Source organism: Longimicrobium sp. (assembly GCF_036388275.1).
Taxonomy (GTDB): domain Bacteria; phylum Gemmatimonadota; class Gemmatimonadetes; order Longimicrobiales; family Longimicrobiaceae; genus Longimicrobium.
In genome coordinates this window covers 45,855-62,953 of the sequence record NZ_DASVSF010000023.1, presented here as the reverse complement: position 1 = coordinate 62,953, position 17,099 = coordinate 45,855, and the positions used below count along the sequence as shown (strand labels likewise).

Below are 17,099 nucleotides of genomic sequence, written 5' to 3'. Positions count from 1 at the left end.
CCGCCCCCGTCGATCGGCCGACCGCTGGATCAGCGCGTCCGCCGGCCGGTGATGGCGCCCGTGTCGCCGCCCAGCGTCCAGCCGCCGGTGAAGGTGTCGCCGGTGAACGTCATCCGGAGGGTCAGGTTGCCGGTGGGCGTCTCGGCCACCACCGTCAGCTCCTGCCCGGCGGCTGACGCCGAGCGCACGGTGAACTCGGGGAACTTGAGGGTGACGACGCGTCCGCCGTACGCGCCCGGGGTGCCGGTGATCTCCATCGTACCCGTCACCGCCTCGCCGTTGACCTGCGTGGCGAACTCGTACTCGCCCACCGGGTTCAGCGCGGCCGATGGCGACGTGGCCACGGTGGTCGTCATGGTCGTGGTAGCGGTGGCTGGGGCCGCCGCTTCGGGGGCGCTGGTGTTTGCCGTGGCGCAGGCGGCAAGGCCCAGGCTCAGGGTGGCGGCAAGGATCGATTTCATGAGATTCGATGTGGGGTAGGAGGACGGCCGTCGGGAGTGATGCCGCCGGCGTCGCGCATTGTACGCGCCCGGCCGGAAACGGAACAGGGCTGCAACGAAAACACTTGACAGCGCGGCCCGCCGCACGCACCCTAGCGAGTTCGTTTTCGTTCCACGCGCGCGCCAGGCCGGCGTGCGTTCCTTCCCGCCCGGTTCCGGGCACCGTTCCCCCGAAGGCAGAGGTCCCTCGCCATGCACGATTCCGCCCTCTTCTCCCGCCGCGCCGCCGCCGCGGGCCTGCTGTTCCTTGCCGCCGCCTGCGGTGGCGACGAGCCCGGCGAAATGACGGCCAAGCCGTCGGACGTAGACCAGACCACGTCGATCACCCCCACGGAAAAGGAAGTCGCCAGCTTCCAGGCCCCCGCCGACAGCGTGCTGACACCGCGGCAGGTGGAGGCGTACCTGAAGGCCAGCCTGCTGCAGTACGATCTGATCCGCGACGAGGCCCCGGGGCTGCGGAAGCAGGCGATGGCCATGGAGCAGCGCGAGCAGAAGGGCGGGGTGATGAACGGGCTGCGGAACGTGGCCGCGGCGGGCAACCTGATCAACGACTACAGCCAACTGATCGTGGGCAGCTACCCGCGCGCCTCTCGCACGCTGGGCTACAACCCCGCCGAGATGGAGTGGGCGCGCGCGAGGATGGGCGAGGTTTCGGCGTACATCATGACCAAGCCCATGCTGGAGAGCATGGTGCAGCAGGCGCAGACCATGCGGCAGAGCGCCGAATCGTACCGTGGCCAGCCCGGCTTCAGCGACGAGCAGATCGCCGAGATGATCCGCAACGCCGACGACATGGAGCGGCAGGCCAAGGAGCAGATGCAGGCCGGCGGATCGGCCGTACGCAACTTCCAGGTGCTGCGCCAAGCCCGGCCCAACGTGACGGACGAGATGTGGATGACGGTCTCCTTCGCCGGCGCAACCGGGCTGATGGCGCTGCCCGCGAGCATGACCTCCGATTCCGACACCACCGCGCAGCGGCAGCTGAACGAGTGGCGCCAGGTGTACACCGACGCGCTCGCCAACCGCGTGACGCCGGGGATGGAGCCCGAAAAGCCCGAGGCCCAGTCCACCGCCGGGGAGAGCTGAACCTGTCCGACACGTCCCCTGCACCGGCCGCCGGCCGGCCCGCGTCGGCGCTGCTCCTGGGCGCCACGGGGCTGGTAGGTGGCCACGTGCTTCGCCTGCTGCTGAACGTCCCCGCGTACGAGCGGATCGCCGTTCTGGGCCGCCGCCCCACCGGACTCCGTCATCCGAAGCTGACCGAGCACGTCGCCCCCCTGGACCGCATTGCCGAGCACGCCGGCGCGTTCGCGGTGGACGACGTGTTCTGCTGCCTGGGCACCACGCTGCGCACGGCCGGCTCGCGCGAGGCGTTCAGCGCGGTGGACCTGGATGCCGTTGCGTTGAGCGCCCGGCTGGCGGCGGAGCAGGGCGCCACGCGTTATCTTCTGGTGACGGCGGCGGGCGCGGGCGTGCGCTCGCCCTTCTTCTACAGCCGCGTGAAGGGCCAGGCCGAGGAGGCGGTGACCGCGCTTCCGTTCGGGTCGACCGTGATCCTGCGCCCGTCTCAGCTGCTGGGGGAGCGCGGAGAGCGGCGGCCCCTGGAGGCGGTGGCGCAGCGGGTGATGTCGGCGCTTGGGCCGGCGTTCGTGGGGCCGCTGCGGCGCTACCGGGCGATCGACGCGGCGGTGGTGGCCCGGGCCATGGTGCGGCTGGCAAGGCAGGCGCCGTCGGGCGTGCGCGTGATGGAATCTAACGAGATCCAGGAAATCGGCGGAGTGTAGATGGCGGATCGTGGGGATGGGCGCGGGGAGCACGAGTTGCCGGACGGCGCGGTACCTCTTCCACCGGAGGCGTACCGACCGCCCGGCGGATGCGGATTCAGCGGCTGCATGTGGATGGTGATCATCGTCTTCAGTCTGCTGATGGCGCTGCTGGTGTTCGGGCTTATCACCCGCGAGTGGATCACGCCCGTCGTGGCGCCGCGATGAGCGAAGGGCGCGCATCCCTCGAAGGATGCGCGCCCTTGTCGTCCACGCGGAGGTGCGGCGATCAGACCTTGATGAACAGCTGGCGGCGGTACATCAGCCCCATCAGCCCGGTGAAGAGGGCCACGAAGCACAGGGCGAACGCCAGCGACGCGTCGTGCGCGGGCAGCCACGAATCGAACGCCGCGTCGAAGATCCGCTGCTTGAGGGCCACGCCCCCGGGCTTGATGATCCCCAGCAGGCGCGCGACGATGCCCGACAGGAAGAACGCCGCGATGGCGTTCATCCCGAACCACACGAAGGGCGCGGCCCAGCGCCGCCAACCCCGTACGTCCACCATCCAGTAGCAGACGGCCAGCGCGTGCAGCGCCAGCCCGGCCGTCAGCAGCACGTACGAGCTGGTCCACAGCGCCTTGTTGATGGGGAACACCTCGTTCCACATCCACCCGAGCGTCACAGCTGCGGTACCCGCCAGGAACAGGCCGACGAGCCGGTCGGCCGGGGACCGCCCCGACCTCATCCACCGCCCCGCGAACACGCCCAGCAGCACCGTCGCCACGGCGGGAAGGGTGCTCAGCAGCCCCTCGGGGTCCCACGTCTTCGCCGACTTCCACAGGTGGTCGGTGCCCAGCACCGCGCGGTCCACGTACGCCGCCAGGTTGCCGTCCTTGCTCAGGTTGCCCGCGCCGTAGCCCGGGACGGGCACCAGCATCATCGCCGCCCAGTAGCCCAGCAGCAGCGCCGCCGTGATGCCGACCAGCGCGCGGTGGCGGGTGAAGAGCACCACGGCGGAGGCGAGCAGGAACGCCAGGCCAATGCGCTGCAGCACGCCGGGTAGCCGCAGGTGCACCACGTCCAGGTTGTAGTAGGGAAAAGCCGTCAGCAGCAGGCCCAGCAGCACCAGGATGGCGGAGCGCTTGGCCGCACGCGCGAACAGCCCGCCGGGCGCGTCGCCTGCCTCCAGGCGCGGGAGCACCGAGAACGCCATCGACACGCCCACGATGAATAGAAAGAACGGAAAGATCAGGTCCGTGGGCGTCCACCCGTGCCACGCGGCGTGCTCCAGCGGGTCGTAGACGGCGCTCCACGTTCCCGGGTTGTTCACCAGCAGCATCGCCGCGACGGTGGCCCCGCGAAAGACGTCGAGCGACACCAGCCGCTCGGGCCTGGGCGGCACGGCGGGCTCGAGGGCGGGCGCCAGGGGGCGGGGTGCGGCAAGCGTGTCGGTCATGGCGGCTCGTGGGGGAGGAGCGTGGCGGATGCTGCACTCTGCATCCTTGCACCCTCCCCCGCAAGCGTCCTCGTTCGAGCGCGGGAGCAGCGGGATGTCATCCCGAGGAGCGGCCACGCCGAACCTGCCCGTTCGCCGGAGACGGCAGCGACCGAGGGATCCGCCACACACTCCGCGCCCCGCCCCGAACTCACACGCACCTGCGAGCTCTGCGACGGCGGTCTCACACGGAGGGCACGGAGGACACGGAGGAGGGGGGACCGCATGACGAGATTCCGGCGGTCTGATACGTTGCCCGGATCGTGCAGGATCGTCCATCGAGGACGCGCCGACCTTCACTCGATTGTCTCAACAGACCAATGCGATCGATCACACGTCTCTCCCTCGCCGCCGCCGGAACCGTCATCGCCCTCGCGGCGTGTGGGGACGACGGGCCGGGTGTCATTGCCGGGGATGCGTTCCTGGTGCAGCTGGAATCGGAGGTGAACCTGGCCGGCATGCCCGTTCACCTGGTGACGGGTGACGAGCTGCAGATCGATTCGGCGCTCGCGAAGCTGTGCCCCCCGCGCCAGGCAGCCGACTCGGCGGCCCTCGCCGCGGCCCACGTGCGCGCCTGGCAGGAGCGCGGGCGCATCCTGCAGGCGCGTCGCACACGGTCCACCCGGGCCAGCGCGCAGGCCCGCTTCGCGTTCGACAGCGTGCCTCCCGGCGAGTACCGCGTCTGGGCCGACACCACCGTCGTCGGCGAGCGCTGGACCTGGCTGGCCGACGTGCGCGTGCGTGGCGGCGACACCGCGCGCGTGGACCTGACCAGCGCCAATCCCGACGAAAACCCCTTCCGCTGCCGCGGGTAGGCGCGCACAACGAAGGGGTTCGTAAACGGCTGCTGCGCGCCGGTTCGCATCTTGCCGAACGGGAAGGGCTGGCCGGCAGCGGAGCCGGCGGCGAAACCCGCCAGGAGACCATGGCTGGATTGGAAGGCCTGCTCACCGGCCACACGCTGGTGAAGCGCTACGAGATCGAAGACGTGATCGGCCGGGGAGGGTTCGCGGTGGTGTACCGCGCCACCGACCTTCGCCTGAGCCGTCCCGTGGCCGTAAAGGTCATCACGCTCACCGCCGTGGATGCCGCGGCGCGCGAGCAGCTTCGCGAGCGCCTGCACCAGGAGGCGCAGGCGGCGGCCAGCCTGCCGCACCACCCCAACCTGGTGACGGTGCACGACGTGGGCACCGACCCGGAGCTGGGGCTGGACTTCCTGGTGATGGAGCTGCTGGTCGGCGAGAACCTGTCGCAGTACTTGGCCACACACGGGCCGCCACCGACCGAACAGGCAATCCGCATCCTCCGCGACACCGCCGAGGGGCTGGCGGTGGGGCACCGCGAGGGATTGATCCACCGAGACGTCAAGCCCGGGAACATCTTCCTGGCCGAGGCGCACGGGGGCGAGCCGCGCGTATGCCTGGTGGATTACGGCATCGCCCAGGTGATCGAGGACGACCAGACGGTCACCCGGGGAATGGGCTCCACCCCGCTTTCGCCCGCGTTCGCCTCGCCGGAGCAGCTGCGCGGCGACCGCAACCTGACGGCCGCGTCCGACGTGTTCAGCCTGGGCGTGGTGGGTTACCAGCTGCTGACGGGCGAGCGGCCGTTCGTGGAAGAGGCGGGGCAGGTGCCCACCACGTGGACGGTGCGCCGCCCCATCCGCGAGCTGAACGCCGAGGTGCCCGGCGCGGTGGACGAGGTGCTGATGCGGGCGATGTCGGAAAGCGCCTCCGACCGCTATCCCGACGCGGACTCGTTCGCCGACGCACTGGACGCGGCGGTGCGCGAGGACGACGAGACGGCGATCGCCCCCGCGGCGATGGCCGGTGGCGCCATGGGTGTCGCGGCGATGGACGACGACGTGGATGATGGCACCGTGGTGGCGCCCGCGGCACCGTCTTCAGCGCCTGAGCTGGCACCCGCTGCTCCGCCGGTGCGACCGGTTGCCACAGTCGTGGCGACGGGGTCCGAGCACCGCGATCCGCTGCCGCCGCCCAGCACCGCGGCGGCCAAGCCGAAGCGCAGCAACACCTGGCTGATCGTGCTGATCGCCGCGCTGGTGCTGGGCGCGGGTGGCATGTGGGCCATGGTGTCGGGCGGCGGAGGGGGAGAGCCGGAGAAGGAGGCGGCGACCGGCACCGCGCTGAAAGAAGGCGAGCCCGTGGAGGGCAGCGGCGAGACCGGCGAGGTGGTGACCGGCACGGAGATCGAGCCCTCCACGCCTGTGTCGTCCAACAACCCGAGCGAGGGCTCCGCGCCCTCGCCGGGCGAGGAGCTCGCTGAACCCGCCGCGTCCGGCAGCACCCCGTCGAATCCTGGAACGGCGTTTCCCCCGGCGACCAGCCAGCCTGCGCCGCAGCAGCCGCGCGCACCAGGCGCACAGGTGCCCGCCCCGCGGCCACAGCCTCAGCAGCCCCGGCAGCCGGTGCGCCAGCCCGTGCGTCAACCGGTTCGCCAGCCGGCGCGTCCGCCTGCGCAGCAGCCCCAGCGGCCGCCGCAGACCCAGCCGCAACCGCAGCAGCCTCAACCCCAGCAGCCGCAGCCTCAACAGCCGCAGCCCCAGCAGCCGCAGCCCCAGCAGCCGCCTCAGCCGCAGCCGCAGCAACCGACGCCGCCTCAGCCGCCGCAGCCGACGCCGCAGCCACAGCCGCAGCAGCCCGTGCCGCCGCCGCCGACGCCTGCTCCGCGCGACACCATCATCATCCGCAACCCGCCGAGTGCGGAGGCTGCACCGGTCCGCTAGGAACAGAACGTCTCACGCGGGAGGTCGCGGAGAATACAGGAGAGGCATCTCCGGTTCTCCGCGACCTTCGCGTTTCACGAGAAGTCGTTTCGCGTATGAACCCCTCCGCCGTTCTCCGCGACCTCCGCACCTCCGCGTGACACCCGCAGTTACTCCACCCGGCGAACCGCGAGCGCGAGGTCTGTGGTCACGGACACGTTCTCGATCCACAATCCGTCATCGCCCGTGACCGCCAGCTCGAAACGGGAGTGCTCTGCGCCGGCGCGGGTGTCCCACGCAACGATCGAGTAGCGGCCCGGCTGCAGCCCCGGCACGCCGACCCGCGTGACCAGCGGCTCGGCGTCGGTGCGCACGCGGCCGTCGGGGGTCAGCGACTCGGTGCGGAGCAGCCACACGATCGCCTGCGTTTCGTCACCGCAGCCGCACACCGTGAGCCCCAGCGTTCCCAGCTGGATTTCCAGGTTCAGGTTCCGTCGGCGGAACCGCGGCCAGTCGATCAGCCCCAGGAAGCCGGTGACGGCCTGCTGCGCCCGGCGCATCCCAGGCGTCAGCTTGTGCACCTTGCGGTTGGGCCAGCGCATGCCGCCGCCGGCCCCGCCCGACGCCAGGTGCGCCCACTGCATGTGGCGGAAGTACTCGTCGTCGAACGCCTCCGGCAGCGTCTTGTTCTTGTCCTTGAAGGCGTGGATGGGGCCGTGCTCCGTGTCCAGGTACGGGCGCCCGTCCCGGATTTCGCCCAGGGCCTCGCGCACCAGCCGCCCCGTGTCGATGGCCGCCGCCACCGTGTCGGCCGGGTCGTCGATGCTGCCCGCCATGTAGATGTGCGTCGTCGCGAAGTCCAGCGACGGGTGGCGGTAGACGGCGTCGGCCAGCGGCAACTCCGGACTCCCCCGCAGCTCGGGGCCGAACATCGACACCGTCTGCGGGCGCGTCCGGCCGTACAGCCGCCTTTCCAGCGTACGGACGTGCTCCGACATCTCGGCGATGAAGTCGTTCATCACGTCGACGCAGTCCAGCTGCGAGTCGGCGTGGGCGGGGTGGATCTCGTTCCACAGGTCCCACGACATCACCACGCCGCTGCCGCCCCACCGCTCCACCATGAAGCTAAACCGGTCCTTTACCGCCTTGCGCGTGTCGCGGCAGCGCAGCAGGTGGTTGGCGCCGCTGCTCGGTCCGCCGTTGTCGCGGTTCAGGGGGTGCTTCGCCCAGCGGATCCAGGTCCAGAAGGTGTCGTACGGCGTAAGCATTAGCCGCAGGCCGTGGCGCGAGCAGAGGGCCACCAGGTCGTCCCAGAACTGCACCACGGGACGCGAGAACCGGCCGATGGGCCGCTCCAGGTATTTTCCCTGGTGCGCGCACTCCAGCATCATGCGAATGACGGTCACCCCATGTTCCGCCAGCCAGCGCAGGTGCCGGTCGGCGGCTTCCACGTCCTTGCGGCCGTACAGCGGGCTCAATTCCCGCCAGGTCAGCGCATCGTTGTAGCCGATGGGCGTCCACGCCGCCCCGGTGTCGTCCTGGAAGTACGATCCCGCGACCGAAATCCACGGAAGCTCCACCGCCTCCAGCGGCGCGAGTGCCGGCGCGGGTGCGCGCCGGCGAGTGGCCACCATCGTCATCGGCGGCTCGCCTCCGCCTGCGGCAGCGAAGCCCTGCTATCCATCGCGTTCTGCACGTAAGTCGTCAGTCCCGGTTCGTCACGAAGAGCATCCCTCCCGCCTACGTCGTCCATCTACAGCTCGGCCGCGCCGTGCATCCGCGCGCGAAGGCCCGCCTCCGCCGCACGCGTCCCCGCTGAAGGGGGCGAACGGAAAGGCCATGGTCATGACCGTCAGCCTCATGCGGCGGCTTCGCCCCCTGGAGGCGCCGGGCGGAGATCGAGGCCTGGCGGGGGCGAATAGATCCGGGGCATCGACAGCACGAGATCCGGCTTCGCCGATTGTGCGCTCCCCTTATCCCGCGGCAGGTCGAGGCTCGCCAGCCCCAGCTCCGTGATGGCCTTGGCGGCCCGGGCGCGCCACTCGTCGCCCGTCATCCATCCCCAGAGTTCGTAGTTCAGCTTGCCGGGGCGGGGAGGACGGGTGAAGTCGTGGCCGGGGGAGAGGCGGAAGCGCTCCACGTCCCGCGGGAGGAGGGCGAGCGTGTCGCGCTGGGAGGCGTGGCAGGCCATCATGCGTTCCTTGTTGGCCACCTCGCGCTCCGACAGCGTGAGCGTCACCTCCTCGCCCCCGTGCCCCGGAGCGAAGGCGCCGGCCACCACGCGGCCGTCCACGGCGTGGTACAGGGGGAACTCGACGATGCCGGGATACGGGTCTCCATCACGGGCCATCAGCGCGCAGGCGGCGTGCACGGCGAAGGAGACGGCGTCGTGGTCCGGGTGGCCGCCCTCGTACGCGGGGGCCAGCACCACCTCGGGAAGGTCGGAGGCCAGCGCGTCGCGCATCCGCAGCGCCAGGTCCGCCAGGTCCGATGACGCGTCCTGGTCGGGGATGTCCCACTGCTCCACGCAGTCCCATCCAAGACGCGCCATCGCCAGCGCGCACCGCAGCTCGCGGCGGCGAAGCGCGGCGTAGTCCTCGCGCGTGGCGGGGGTGGGGTCTCCCCAGAGTGCGCGGTCGAACGGGGCGCCGTCCGTGGCGCACACCAGCCGCACGTCGGGCAGGCGCGCCAGCACGGCGCCCGTCCCGGCGGTCTCGTCGTCGGGGTGGGCGATGGCTACCAGCACCCGCGGCGTGGCGCCGTAGCCGCGAAGCCAGCCGAAGAAGGTCTGGGCGTCAGCGGCCATAGCGGCGCACCATCCGCGCGCAGAAATCCACGAACTCGCCGACGTCCTTCGGCGGGCTGGTGTAGTGCGGCACCATGCCGCGGTGCTCGGGCGTGAAGCAGAAGGTGACGGTCACGTCGAACTCCTCCAGCGCCTTCATCTGCCGGTCGAACCAGGCCAGCGAGTTGGGCCGGTCGTCGTCGGACCAGCTGAGGCCCGTCCGCAGCTTCTTGACGCCCAGCTTCCGCAGCCAGCGCACGGCATCGTCCAGCCGGTGGTCTTCGTAGTGGAACCACTGGCAGATGCCCAGCTCGCCCGCGTGCTGGGCGAAGACGTCCATCGCGGGCTTCGGCGTCCCGTCCTCACGCACCAGCCCCATGTGAAAGTGGCGGAAGTACGACGAGCCCTCGCGCTGCTTGTGGCGGGTGGTGGCTTCCCACTGCCCCGGCAGGTCGAACAGGCTGTACCAGTGCACCCGGTCGGCCCGGCCGCGCAGGACCTCGGCCGTGCGCGTGAGCCCCTCGGCCTGCACGGCGTCGCCGGCGAAGGTGCTGATGCCCACCTCCGTCACCCACACGGGCAGCTCCGTCACCGCCTGGACGGCCGCCAGCCGCTGCGGCCAGTCTTCGATGCTCCACAGGTTCCAGTCCAGCGGAAACCCGTGCACCGCCACCACGTCCATCGAGTCCAGCACCCCCAGCCCCTTCATGTGGGCGATGAAGCGGGCGTCGATGGGCGAAATGCCCCCCAGCACCCGCTGCACACCCGGCGCCTCCGAGTGGATGGCGTCACCCGCGGCGCGGGCCATCTGCGCGAAGATGTGCCAGCCCGGGTCTACCCCGAAGTCCCAGTGCGACGTGTTGTTCGGTTCGTTCCATACCATCGCCGCTTCGATCACGAACCCGAGCCTCCCCGCGCGGGATACACGGCCCGCGGCTCGTTGTCGGTGATGGTGCCGCGGCGGCAGAGATACACTTCCTGCTCGGGATGCTCCAGGATGTCGAAGCCCGCGCTGCGCAGCATGGCCTCGGCGCCCGCCGCGTTGGGCACCCACCAGTTGGTGGGGTCGCCGCAGTAGCGGTGCTCGATGAAGTACATCTGCGGATAGCCCGGCCGCTGGAAGTGGTCCTGCTGCCAGAAGTGGTAGTCGGGGTCCACCGGCTCCACCTCCGTCGCGCCGCGCTGCATGCTCTGGAAGAGCAGCAGGTCGCCCACCACGTGCTCGTGCAGCAGGTCCAGGGCGAGCAACGGGTGGCGCAGGTGGTACAGCACGCCCATGAAGATCACGAAATCGAACTTCTCGCCCAGCTTGGCCACGTCGTACACCGACAGGTTGTGGAACTCGATGTCGGTGTAGCCCTCGATCTCGGCGGCGAAGCGGGCCTGTGTCAGGTACAGGTCTTCGCTGTCGATGCCCACCACCCGGCTGGCGCCGCGGCGCTTCATTTCCATGCTGTAGAAGCCGGCGTTGCACCCCACGTCCAGCACCGTCTTCCCCGTCAGGTCCGTGGGGATGGCGTGCGCGAACGACTGCCACTTCACGGCCGGGTAGTCGCCCAGGAAGTGCTCGGGCGCGGTGCTCACGCCGCGCAGCTTCAGGTTGTGGAACCAGGGGCCCAGCTCGCGGATTTTGCGCTCCAGCTCTTCGGTGCCGTTCGCGGTGCCTGGGGTGTGGGGCGAGATCAACGTCTCCTCCGGATCGATTGGATGTATGGGGTTCCGCTCACGCAGGCGAAACGCCGGCGACGACGGGAACGTGCGCGGCGGCGATGGCGGTGCCCAGCGCGCAGAGCGGCGTGGGCCCCTCGGGAGCCGCGTGGCCGGTGAGCGCCTGGATGGCCTCGCGGTACCCGTGCAGCGTACCCACGTCCACGTACGTCTGCCCCGCGCGCACGGCGTGGGCCACGCCGCCGCGCGCCAGCCACGCGTTGACCAGCGTGCCGATGTACTCGTCCTGCCTGCCGCGCTCCTGCCACAGGTCGTGGAGCTCGGCGAAGCACCACCCGGGAAGCTTGAAGGCGCCCCACACCCAGTGCGTGGTGGCTCCCGGCTGCTTCACCTGGATCTCCTGCACGCGCCCGTCGTCGTCCGTCACCACGGCGTCGAAGAAATCGGGGCGCTCCACGGGAAAGAGCAGGAACGACAGCGAGTCGTCGCCCAGCGCGCACAGGCCGTCCTCCGGAAACCAGACGGTGTCGGGCAGCCCGACGACCACCTGCTCGTCGCGGTGGATGAACGGAAGCACGCGAAAGATGCTGTCGCACAGCCCCGCCGGCTTGGGCTGTACGGCGTAGCACACGTCCGCCGTGCCGAATCCGCCGCCGTAGTACTGCACGATGTCGCTCTTGGCGGGCGAGATCACGAAGCAGATCTTGCTGGCCCCGGCGCGGATCATCCGCTCCACCAGGTACTCGCTGACGGCCTTGGGCCGCTCCACCCCGTCGCCGTCCACGCGGCTGCCCACGGGAAGCAGCTCCTTGCTGAACGCGAGCGGCTGGATGCGGCTTCCCGCGCCCGCCGCCGGCACGATTCCCCACATGCTCACGCCTCCCCCGCCGCGGGTGTGTCCCACTCCGCCGCGCCCTCGGCCGCGCCGAAGGCGGCGTCCAGCACCTGCTCCAGCTCCGCCACCCTCCGCTCGGAGGTGTGCTCGTCGAGCGTGCGCTCCCGGGCGGCCCGCGCCAGCCGGTCGCGCTCGCCGTCGTCCATCTCCATGGCCGCGATCACGTCGGCCGTGTCATGCGCGACGACGATCTCCGCGCCGGGGGTGAAGAAGGCGTCCAGCCCCTCCCACGCATCGCTGACGACGGGGCAGCCGCACGCCGCTGCCTCGAACAGGCGGCCGGAGGGGCACCAGCCCATTTCCGCCATCGCCCGGCGGGTGACGTTCAGCGTGAACCGCGACGAGCTGTAGAACGTGGGATGGTCGCCCGGTGCCAGGTGGCGGCGGAACCAGGTGTTGCGGGTCCACGGAAAGCCCTGGGGATACTGCGCGCCTGCGATCAGGAACCGCTGGCCGGGCAGCTGCCGGGCGGCGTCGATGAACAGCCGTTCCAGCGCGGCCTGCCGGTCGTCGGCGTAGGTGCCCAGGTACGAGAGGTCCGCGCGATACTCCTCCGTTGCTACGGCGGGACGATGGACGTCTGGATCCACGTGGCCGTACAGCGGCGCCACGCGGCGCGCGCCCAGCCGGCTGCGCAGCTCGCGGAGCGCGGCGCCGCCGGTGTAGCTGAGCACCAGGTCGAAGTCGCGCAGCCCCCGCTCGCCCACGTACGAAACGGGCCGGCCGCTGGCCAGCGCATCGAGCGTCACGGGCGTGTCCAGGTCGTAGAACGTCTTCACCGCCGCGGGCGACGAGAGGACGAGCTCCGTGGCGGCGAGGGCGTCGGCCTGGTAGCTGGTGACCATCGCCACGTCGGCATCGGCCAGGTGCGCACGGGCGAGGGGTAGATTGGCCTCCCAGTCCGGGTACAGGACCAGCGTGGCGCCGGAAATTGAATCGAGGTCGCGGTTGTCGGCGTAGTACGGAACGTCCTTCTCGAAGAACACGACATCGTGCCCGCGTGCGGCGAGGGCGCGGATCAGCCCCCGCCAGAGCGTGGCGTGCCCGTTGCCCCACGACGAACTGACGGTCAGCCCGAAGATGACCAGCTTCATGCAGTGCCCACCGGGTGGTCGGAATGTGCGGGCTCCGGGCCCTGGGTCGTGCGACGTGCTCACGGAGCGGACTGGGCAGAGTAGCAAGGTCCGCACCGTATTCCGTGCACTTTTCGGAGCAGCTTCTACAAGGCTTTGCAAGTAGATGAACGGGCGGAACTTCGGCGCAAAGGCAGGTTTTTGCGTCTCCGGCCTCCGTGGGATTGGGCCGGCCGTCCGAGGCGGAGCGGGTGAACCATCCCTGCCGCCGAGCAGGGGGACCCGCGGGGATCGGGGTGGTTCGACAGGGGCCGGCGCATGCCTCGGCTGGCCCCTCCCCCGGCCCCTCCCCGCATGCTGCGCATGCGGAGAGGGGAGAATTCGATTGTGGTGCCGCTGGCCTCGCGCACTCGACTGCGCGTGCAGTCCGCGAAGGCGGACTTCGGGCCGTTGTTGCCGCGACTTCAGTCGCCCCAGCCGGGCAGAGGCCTCGGCTTTCGTGACCGCTGCGGCGCCCGGGATGAGAAGTGGCCGCGGCTGGATCCTTCGGCCCGCGAGGTGCCCGGTACGGGCAAGTGAGGCGCGCCTGGGCCTCAGGATGACACCCGGTCCGGGGCGCGCCACAAGCCCTAACTCACACCGCCGCAAGCCAGTCCGCGAAGGCGGACTTCGTGTGTTTGTTGCAGCGAATTCAATTCATTCGCCCGTGCAGGGCCGACGGCGCCCGATTCCTCGGTCACGAAAGCATCGGCCCTCCCCATATCCTGGAGAGGGCCGATCAACTTCCGCACTCACGCACTTTCCCACTCACGCACTCCCAGCGGCCGTCCTCTCCTGCTCCGTCGGCTGCTCCACCCCGGGCTCGGACACGCGCTCGCTCTCGGAGTCGGCGGGGATGGGGATCTCGTGCACGTAGAACATGTCGTGCTTCGCGTCCTCCCGAACGCGCACCAGCGACACGTTGAACACGGGCACCCCGCCCGGCGTCTTGCCGCTGAAGGTGCCGTGGTGAGCGTGGCCGTGGAACGCCACGGCCGCCTTGAAACGGTCGATGGGCTCCACCAGGCGGTCGTTGCCCAGGAACGGAAAGATCTGCTCGGGCTCGCCCATCACCGTGTCCATGATGGGCGCGTAGTGAAGCAGCACCACGCGCACCGGCGTGGAAAGACGCCGCAGCGCGTACTCCAGCTTCTGCGCCTCGTCCAGCGACGTGCCCACGAAGTCCTTGGTCTCCTGCTCGCCGAACGCCGTGAGCGTGTAGCGCCCGAACCCGCCCATGAAGCCCTTGACCCCCGCGAACCCCACGTGCTCGTTCAACTCGAAGGGCGACTCGTCGAGCAGGTGGACGCCGCGCGCGCGCAGGATGGAGTTCACCTTGTCGACGTTGCCCGACTCGTGGTCGTGGTTGCCCAGCACGGCCAAAATGGGCACGCGCACGTCGGACAGCTCCTTGACCACCACCTCCACCTCGGCGGGAATGCCGCGGCGGGTGAGGTCGCCAGCCAAAAGCAGGATGTCGGCCTCGTCGTTCACCCGGGCGAAGAGATCGCGGTACAGGCCGCCGTCCTTTTCGCCGCAGTGAAAGTCACCCACCGCCGCCACCCGCACGGAGCGGCCGGCCCGGTCTTCCCTGCGCCGCCCGAAGCGAGGCTCTTTCTCCGTCCCGGGCTCCCCCTCCGTCGTGCTCGGATGGTCCGTCATTCCTCTACGCCCAGGCTGTCGGGAACGATCTCCTGCTCCGTGTCCGGCGCTCGCTCGTCCCACACGTCGGCCTCGAGCAGCTTCAGGATCTCGGGATGCTGCTGCATCCGCGCGATGCTTTCCTCGCGAATGTCGCGCTTTCCCCCCTCGTTCACGTCGATGGCGAACGAAAAGCGCGAGATCATCGTCCCGTTCGTCACGTTGTCCACGTCGCCGTCGTCCGAGCGCTGATGACTGCCATTCTTGGCCCGGTCCAGCAACTCGTTCAGTACCACCTCGGGCACCTTCTCACGGTCTCCCGGATAGACGTAGCGGAACAACAGGATCTGCGACAGCAGCAGCGGCCAATCCTCGCCCGCCTTGACCAAGAGCCGCGTCCAATCCATCACGTGGCCCTTGTCCAGGATCAGGTGCGCAACGTCGGCCATGTCGTGGCGGTGCCGCTCGTGGATGAACAGCCGGTGCCAGATCAGCTCCTCCACCGGCGCCACGCGCACCGGGGTGGCCGCCAGGATGGCCGGGGTGCTGTAGCGGAACCAGTCATCGTCGATCAGGGCCAGGCCGTTGCCCATCCCATAGATGATGTCGATGAAGTGGTCCCGGTTCGCCTTGCTGATGGCCTTGCCAATCCAGTGCGGCTGCTCCAGGCGGGTGGTGAACCCCGCGTTCCTCAGCACGCGCATGGCCTGCACGACCGCCTCGGGCGTGAGGAACAGGTCCAGGTCCTTGGTCTGCCGGTAGATGCCCGTGTGCTCGTAGATGGCGTATGCCCCAGCCACCACGAAGGGAACCCCGGCCTCGTTGAGCGCGGCGAGAGCCACCTTGTACTTCTCCCGCTCGTCCTCGGGGATCCAGAATTCGCTGTGGGTAACCGACTTCCGCTCTTCCTTGGTGAGAGTGTCGAACCCAGGAAAATTAGGCGGTCCCGGCTCTACTTTGGCCATCCGATGCAGTCCGTGGTTGAAGCGTTGGGCGGCGGAAAAGCAACAATCGGACCTGATTCCGCCGCGCGTTGACCCGGGCCCCGCCGCGTGCGTAGCTTGCCGCATGCTCACCGACCTCAAGAAGCTGTTCGCGCGGACGTGGGACGCCTTCGTGGCCGAAGCCAGCCGCCGCGAGCCCGAAGACCAGGTGGCCGAGATTCTCTCGGCCATGCGGCGCGAAATGGTGGACGCGCGCGCCACCCTGCCGCTGCTGCAGGAGAACATCGCCGCCGCCGAACGCGAGCTGGCGCGCGAGCGCACGGCCCTGGACGACGCCGTCCGCCGGGGCGGCCTGGCGCAGAAGATCGGCGATGCGGAGACGGTGCGCGTGGCCGCCGAGTTCGCCGACCGCCACCGCCGCCGCATTGCCGTGCTGGAGGAAAAGGTGCGCGCCGCCCGCGCCGAGCACGAGTTGCGCGGGCTGGAGGTGCAGGACATGATGCGCCGCTACAAGGAGGCGGACCTCAACCGCTTCGCCTTACTGAGCGAGATGCGCCGCGCCCAATCCGGCCAGCGCCTCCGCCAGGCCGGCGCCGCGACGGACGACGAGTTCGCCCGCGCATCCGACCGCATCGAAAGCGAAGCCGCGTACAGCGATGCGCTCGACGAGCTTTCCGGGATGAACCCCGCGCCCCCTCCCGCCTCCCCTGCGGATGACGTCGAGGAGCGCCTTCGGGAGATGAAGCGGCGGATGGGGATGTAGGGCCTGCCCCCTGTCGGGCGAATGAATTCGCTGCAACGACCACACGATGTCCACCTTCGTGGACTGGCTTGCGGCGGTGTGAGTTGGGGGTTGTGGCGCGCCCTGAACTGCGTGCAGTTCTCCCCCTCCCCTGCGCAGCGGGGGAAGGGGGCCGGGGGGAGGGGGCTCCAAAAGCATGCACCGAACCAAGTCGAACCCCGATCGAAGTTCTCCCCTCTCTCGGCGCAGTTTTGCCGGGGGAGGGGCTGGGGGGGCTGGGGGAGGGGCCAGCCGCGGCATGCGGGCACGGTGTGTCGAACCTCGATCGAAGTGCTCCTCTCTCCCGCGCTGTTTGCGGGGGAGAGGCCGGGAGAGGGGGCGGCCGGGAAATGCGCCGCCCCACATCGAAACGCCCCGATTCGCTTCCAGGGTTCCCCCCGCCTATCGGTGCCGCACCCGATTGCCCGCACGCCCGGCGAAAGCTATTTTCCCCCGCTCGGATACGGACTTACGACGAGCGGAAGACGGTCGATGGCACTATCCCGAAGCTCCTCCTGGAAGGAGCACCGGCTGGCGAACAAGCTGGAGTGCGGAGGGACGGAGTACTCGGTAGACCTGGTGGCGCGAAAGGCCACTGGCGTCGAGGGATGGAAGGTCACGGTGGTGTACCTGCCGCGCGACGAGGGGCAGGAGATCAAGGTCGATCTCCCCAACGCAGCCTCCACCGCCGAGGTTCGCCGGCTGGTGACCGAATACGAAGGCGCCGAGGACCGCCTGCGCGAGCTCTGCGGCCAGGGCGCGGCGCGGGCCTGATCCCCCGCGCCATCAC

Annotated in this window: 17 protein-coding genes; 7 read left to right on the top strand and 10 right to left on the bottom strand. The window is 70.0% G+C overall.

The features are described from left to right. Nucleotides 1-29: 29 nt before the first annotated feature. Nucleotides 30-461 carry a hypothetical protein gene (locus VF632_RS07140; RefSeq protein WP_331022179.1) on the bottom strand — a complete coding sequence of 144 codons (432 nt, stop codon included), beginning with the start codon at nucleotides 459-461 and terminating at the stop codon, nucleotides 30-32. A gap of 231 nt (nucleotides 462-692) precedes the next feature. Between VF632_RS07140 and VF632_RS07135 the strand changes: the two genes are divergently transcribed. The 3 genes from VF632_RS07135 (at nucleotide 693) to VF632_RS07125 (ending at nucleotide 2,491) form a co-directional block, all read left to right on the top strand. Next, nucleotides 693-1,586, top strand: a complete 894-nt coding sequence (locus VF632_RS07135; protein WP_331022178.1) for a hypothetical protein — start codon at nucleotides 693-695, stop codon at nucleotides 1,584-1,586. Between the two features lie 86 nt (nucleotides 1,587-1,672). Next, nucleotides 1,673-2,284, top strand: coding sequence for an oxidoreductase (locus VF632_RS07130; RefSeq protein WP_331022177.1), 612 nt, complete (start codon nucleotides 1,673-1,675; stop codon nucleotides 2,282-2,284). Then, entirely contained in the window at nucleotides 2,285-2,491 is a 207-nt protein-coding gene (locus VF632_RS07125) for a hypothetical protein (RefSeq protein WP_331022176.1), read from the top strand. Between the two features lie 61 nt (nucleotides 2,492-2,552). Here the strand turns inward: VF632_RS07125 and VF632_RS07120 are convergent, their stop codons facing one another. Next, nucleotides 2,553-3,719, bottom strand: coding sequence for an acyltransferase family protein (locus VF632_RS07120; RefSeq protein WP_331022175.1), 1,167 nt, complete (start codon nucleotides 3,717-3,719; stop codon nucleotides 2,553-2,555). A 359-nt stretch (nucleotides 3,720-4,078) separates the two neighbouring features. Between VF632_RS07120 and VF632_RS07115 the strand changes: the two genes are divergently transcribed. Then, nucleotides 4,079-4,573 (top strand): carboxypeptidase-like regulatory domain-containing protein, encoded by a 495-nt coding sequence (locus VF632_RS07115; protein WP_331022174.1) that lies wholly within the window; start codon nucleotides 4,079-4,081, stop codon nucleotides 4,571-4,573. Between the two features lie 110 nt (nucleotides 4,574-4,683). Beyond that, the gene (locus VF632_RS07110) at nucleotides 4,684-6,504 is read left to right on the top strand and encodes a serine/threonine protein kinase (protein WP_331022173.1); all 1,821 of its coding nucleotides are present in this window, start codon (nucleotides 4,684-4,686) and stop codon (nucleotides 6,502-6,504) included. A gap of 149 nt (nucleotides 6,505-6,653) precedes the next feature. Here VF632_RS07110 and VF632_RS07105 read toward each other — a convergent pair whose 3' ends face one another. From VF632_RS07105 to VF632_RS07070, 8 genes are all read right to left on the bottom strand, one after another. Further along, nucleotides 6,654-8,123: a hypothetical protein gene (locus VF632_RS07105; protein ID WP_331022172.1), complete on the bottom strand. Its 1,470-nt coding sequence runs from the start codon at nucleotides 8,121-8,123 to the stop codon at nucleotides 6,654-6,656. Between the two features lie 218 nt (nucleotides 8,124-8,341). Then, entirely contained in the window at nucleotides 8,342-9,289 is a 948-nt protein-coding gene (locus tag VF632_RS07100) for a PIG-L family deacetylase (RefSeq protein WP_331022171.1), read from the bottom strand. Beyond that, nucleotides 9,279-10,166, bottom strand: coding sequence for a glycosyl hydrolase (locus VF632_RS07095; RefSeq protein WP_349263977.1), 888 nt, complete (start codon nucleotides 10,164-10,166; stop codon nucleotides 9,279-9,281). The genes VF632_RS07100 and VF632_RS07095 overlap by 11 nt, the downstream gene beginning before the upstream one ends. After that, nucleotides 10,163-10,954, bottom strand: a complete 792-nt coding sequence (locus VF632_RS07090; protein WP_331022169.1) for a TIGR04290 family methyltransferase — start codon at nucleotides 10,952-10,954, stop codon at nucleotides 10,163-10,165. Before VF632_RS07090 ends, VF632_RS07095 begins: the two co-directional genes overlap by 4 nt. 37 nt (nucleotides 10,955-10,991) lie before the next feature. After that, the gene (locus tag VF632_RS07085) at nucleotides 10,992-11,807 is read right to left on the bottom strand and encodes a sugar phosphate nucleotidyltransferase (protein WP_331022168.1); all 816 of its coding nucleotides are present in this window, start codon (nucleotides 11,805-11,807) and stop codon (nucleotides 10,992-10,994) included. Nucleotides 11,808-11,809: 2 nt separating this feature from the next. Continuing rightward, nucleotides 11,810-12,925 (bottom strand): CgeB family protein, encoded by a 1,116-nt coding sequence (locus tag VF632_RS07080; protein WP_331022167.1) that lies wholly within the window; start codon nucleotides 12,923-12,925, stop codon nucleotides 11,810-11,812. Nucleotides 12,926-13,711: 786 nt separating this feature from the next. Next, nucleotides 13,712-14,605: a metallophosphoesterase family protein gene (locus VF632_RS07075; RefSeq protein WP_331022166.1), complete on the bottom strand. Its 894-nt coding sequence runs from the start codon at nucleotides 14,603-14,605 to the stop codon at nucleotides 13,712-13,714. Beyond that, nucleotides 14,602-15,549 carry a nucleotidyltransferase gene (locus VF632_RS07070; RefSeq protein ID WP_331022165.1) on the bottom strand — a complete coding sequence of 316 codons (948 nt, stop codon included), beginning with the start codon at nucleotides 15,547-15,549 and terminating at the stop codon, nucleotides 14,602-14,604. Before VF632_RS07070 ends, VF632_RS07075 begins: the two co-directional genes overlap by 4 nt. Before the next feature lie 103 nt (nucleotides 15,550-15,652). On the opposite strand from VF632_RS07070, the gene VF632_RS07065 reads away from it, so the two are divergent. Continuing rightward, nucleotides 15,653-16,291, top strand: coding sequence for a hypothetical protein (locus VF632_RS07065; RefSeq protein WP_331022164.1), 639 nt, complete (start codon nucleotides 15,653-15,655; stop codon nucleotides 16,289-16,291). 510 nt (nucleotides 16,292-16,801) lie between these two features. Next, the gene (locus VF632_RS07060) at nucleotides 16,802-17,083 is read left to right on the top strand and encodes a hypothetical protein (RefSeq protein ID WP_331022163.1); all 282 of its coding nucleotides are present in this window, start codon (nucleotides 16,802-16,804) and stop codon (nucleotides 17,081-17,083) included. Nucleotides 17,084-17,099: the final 16 nt, after the last annotated feature.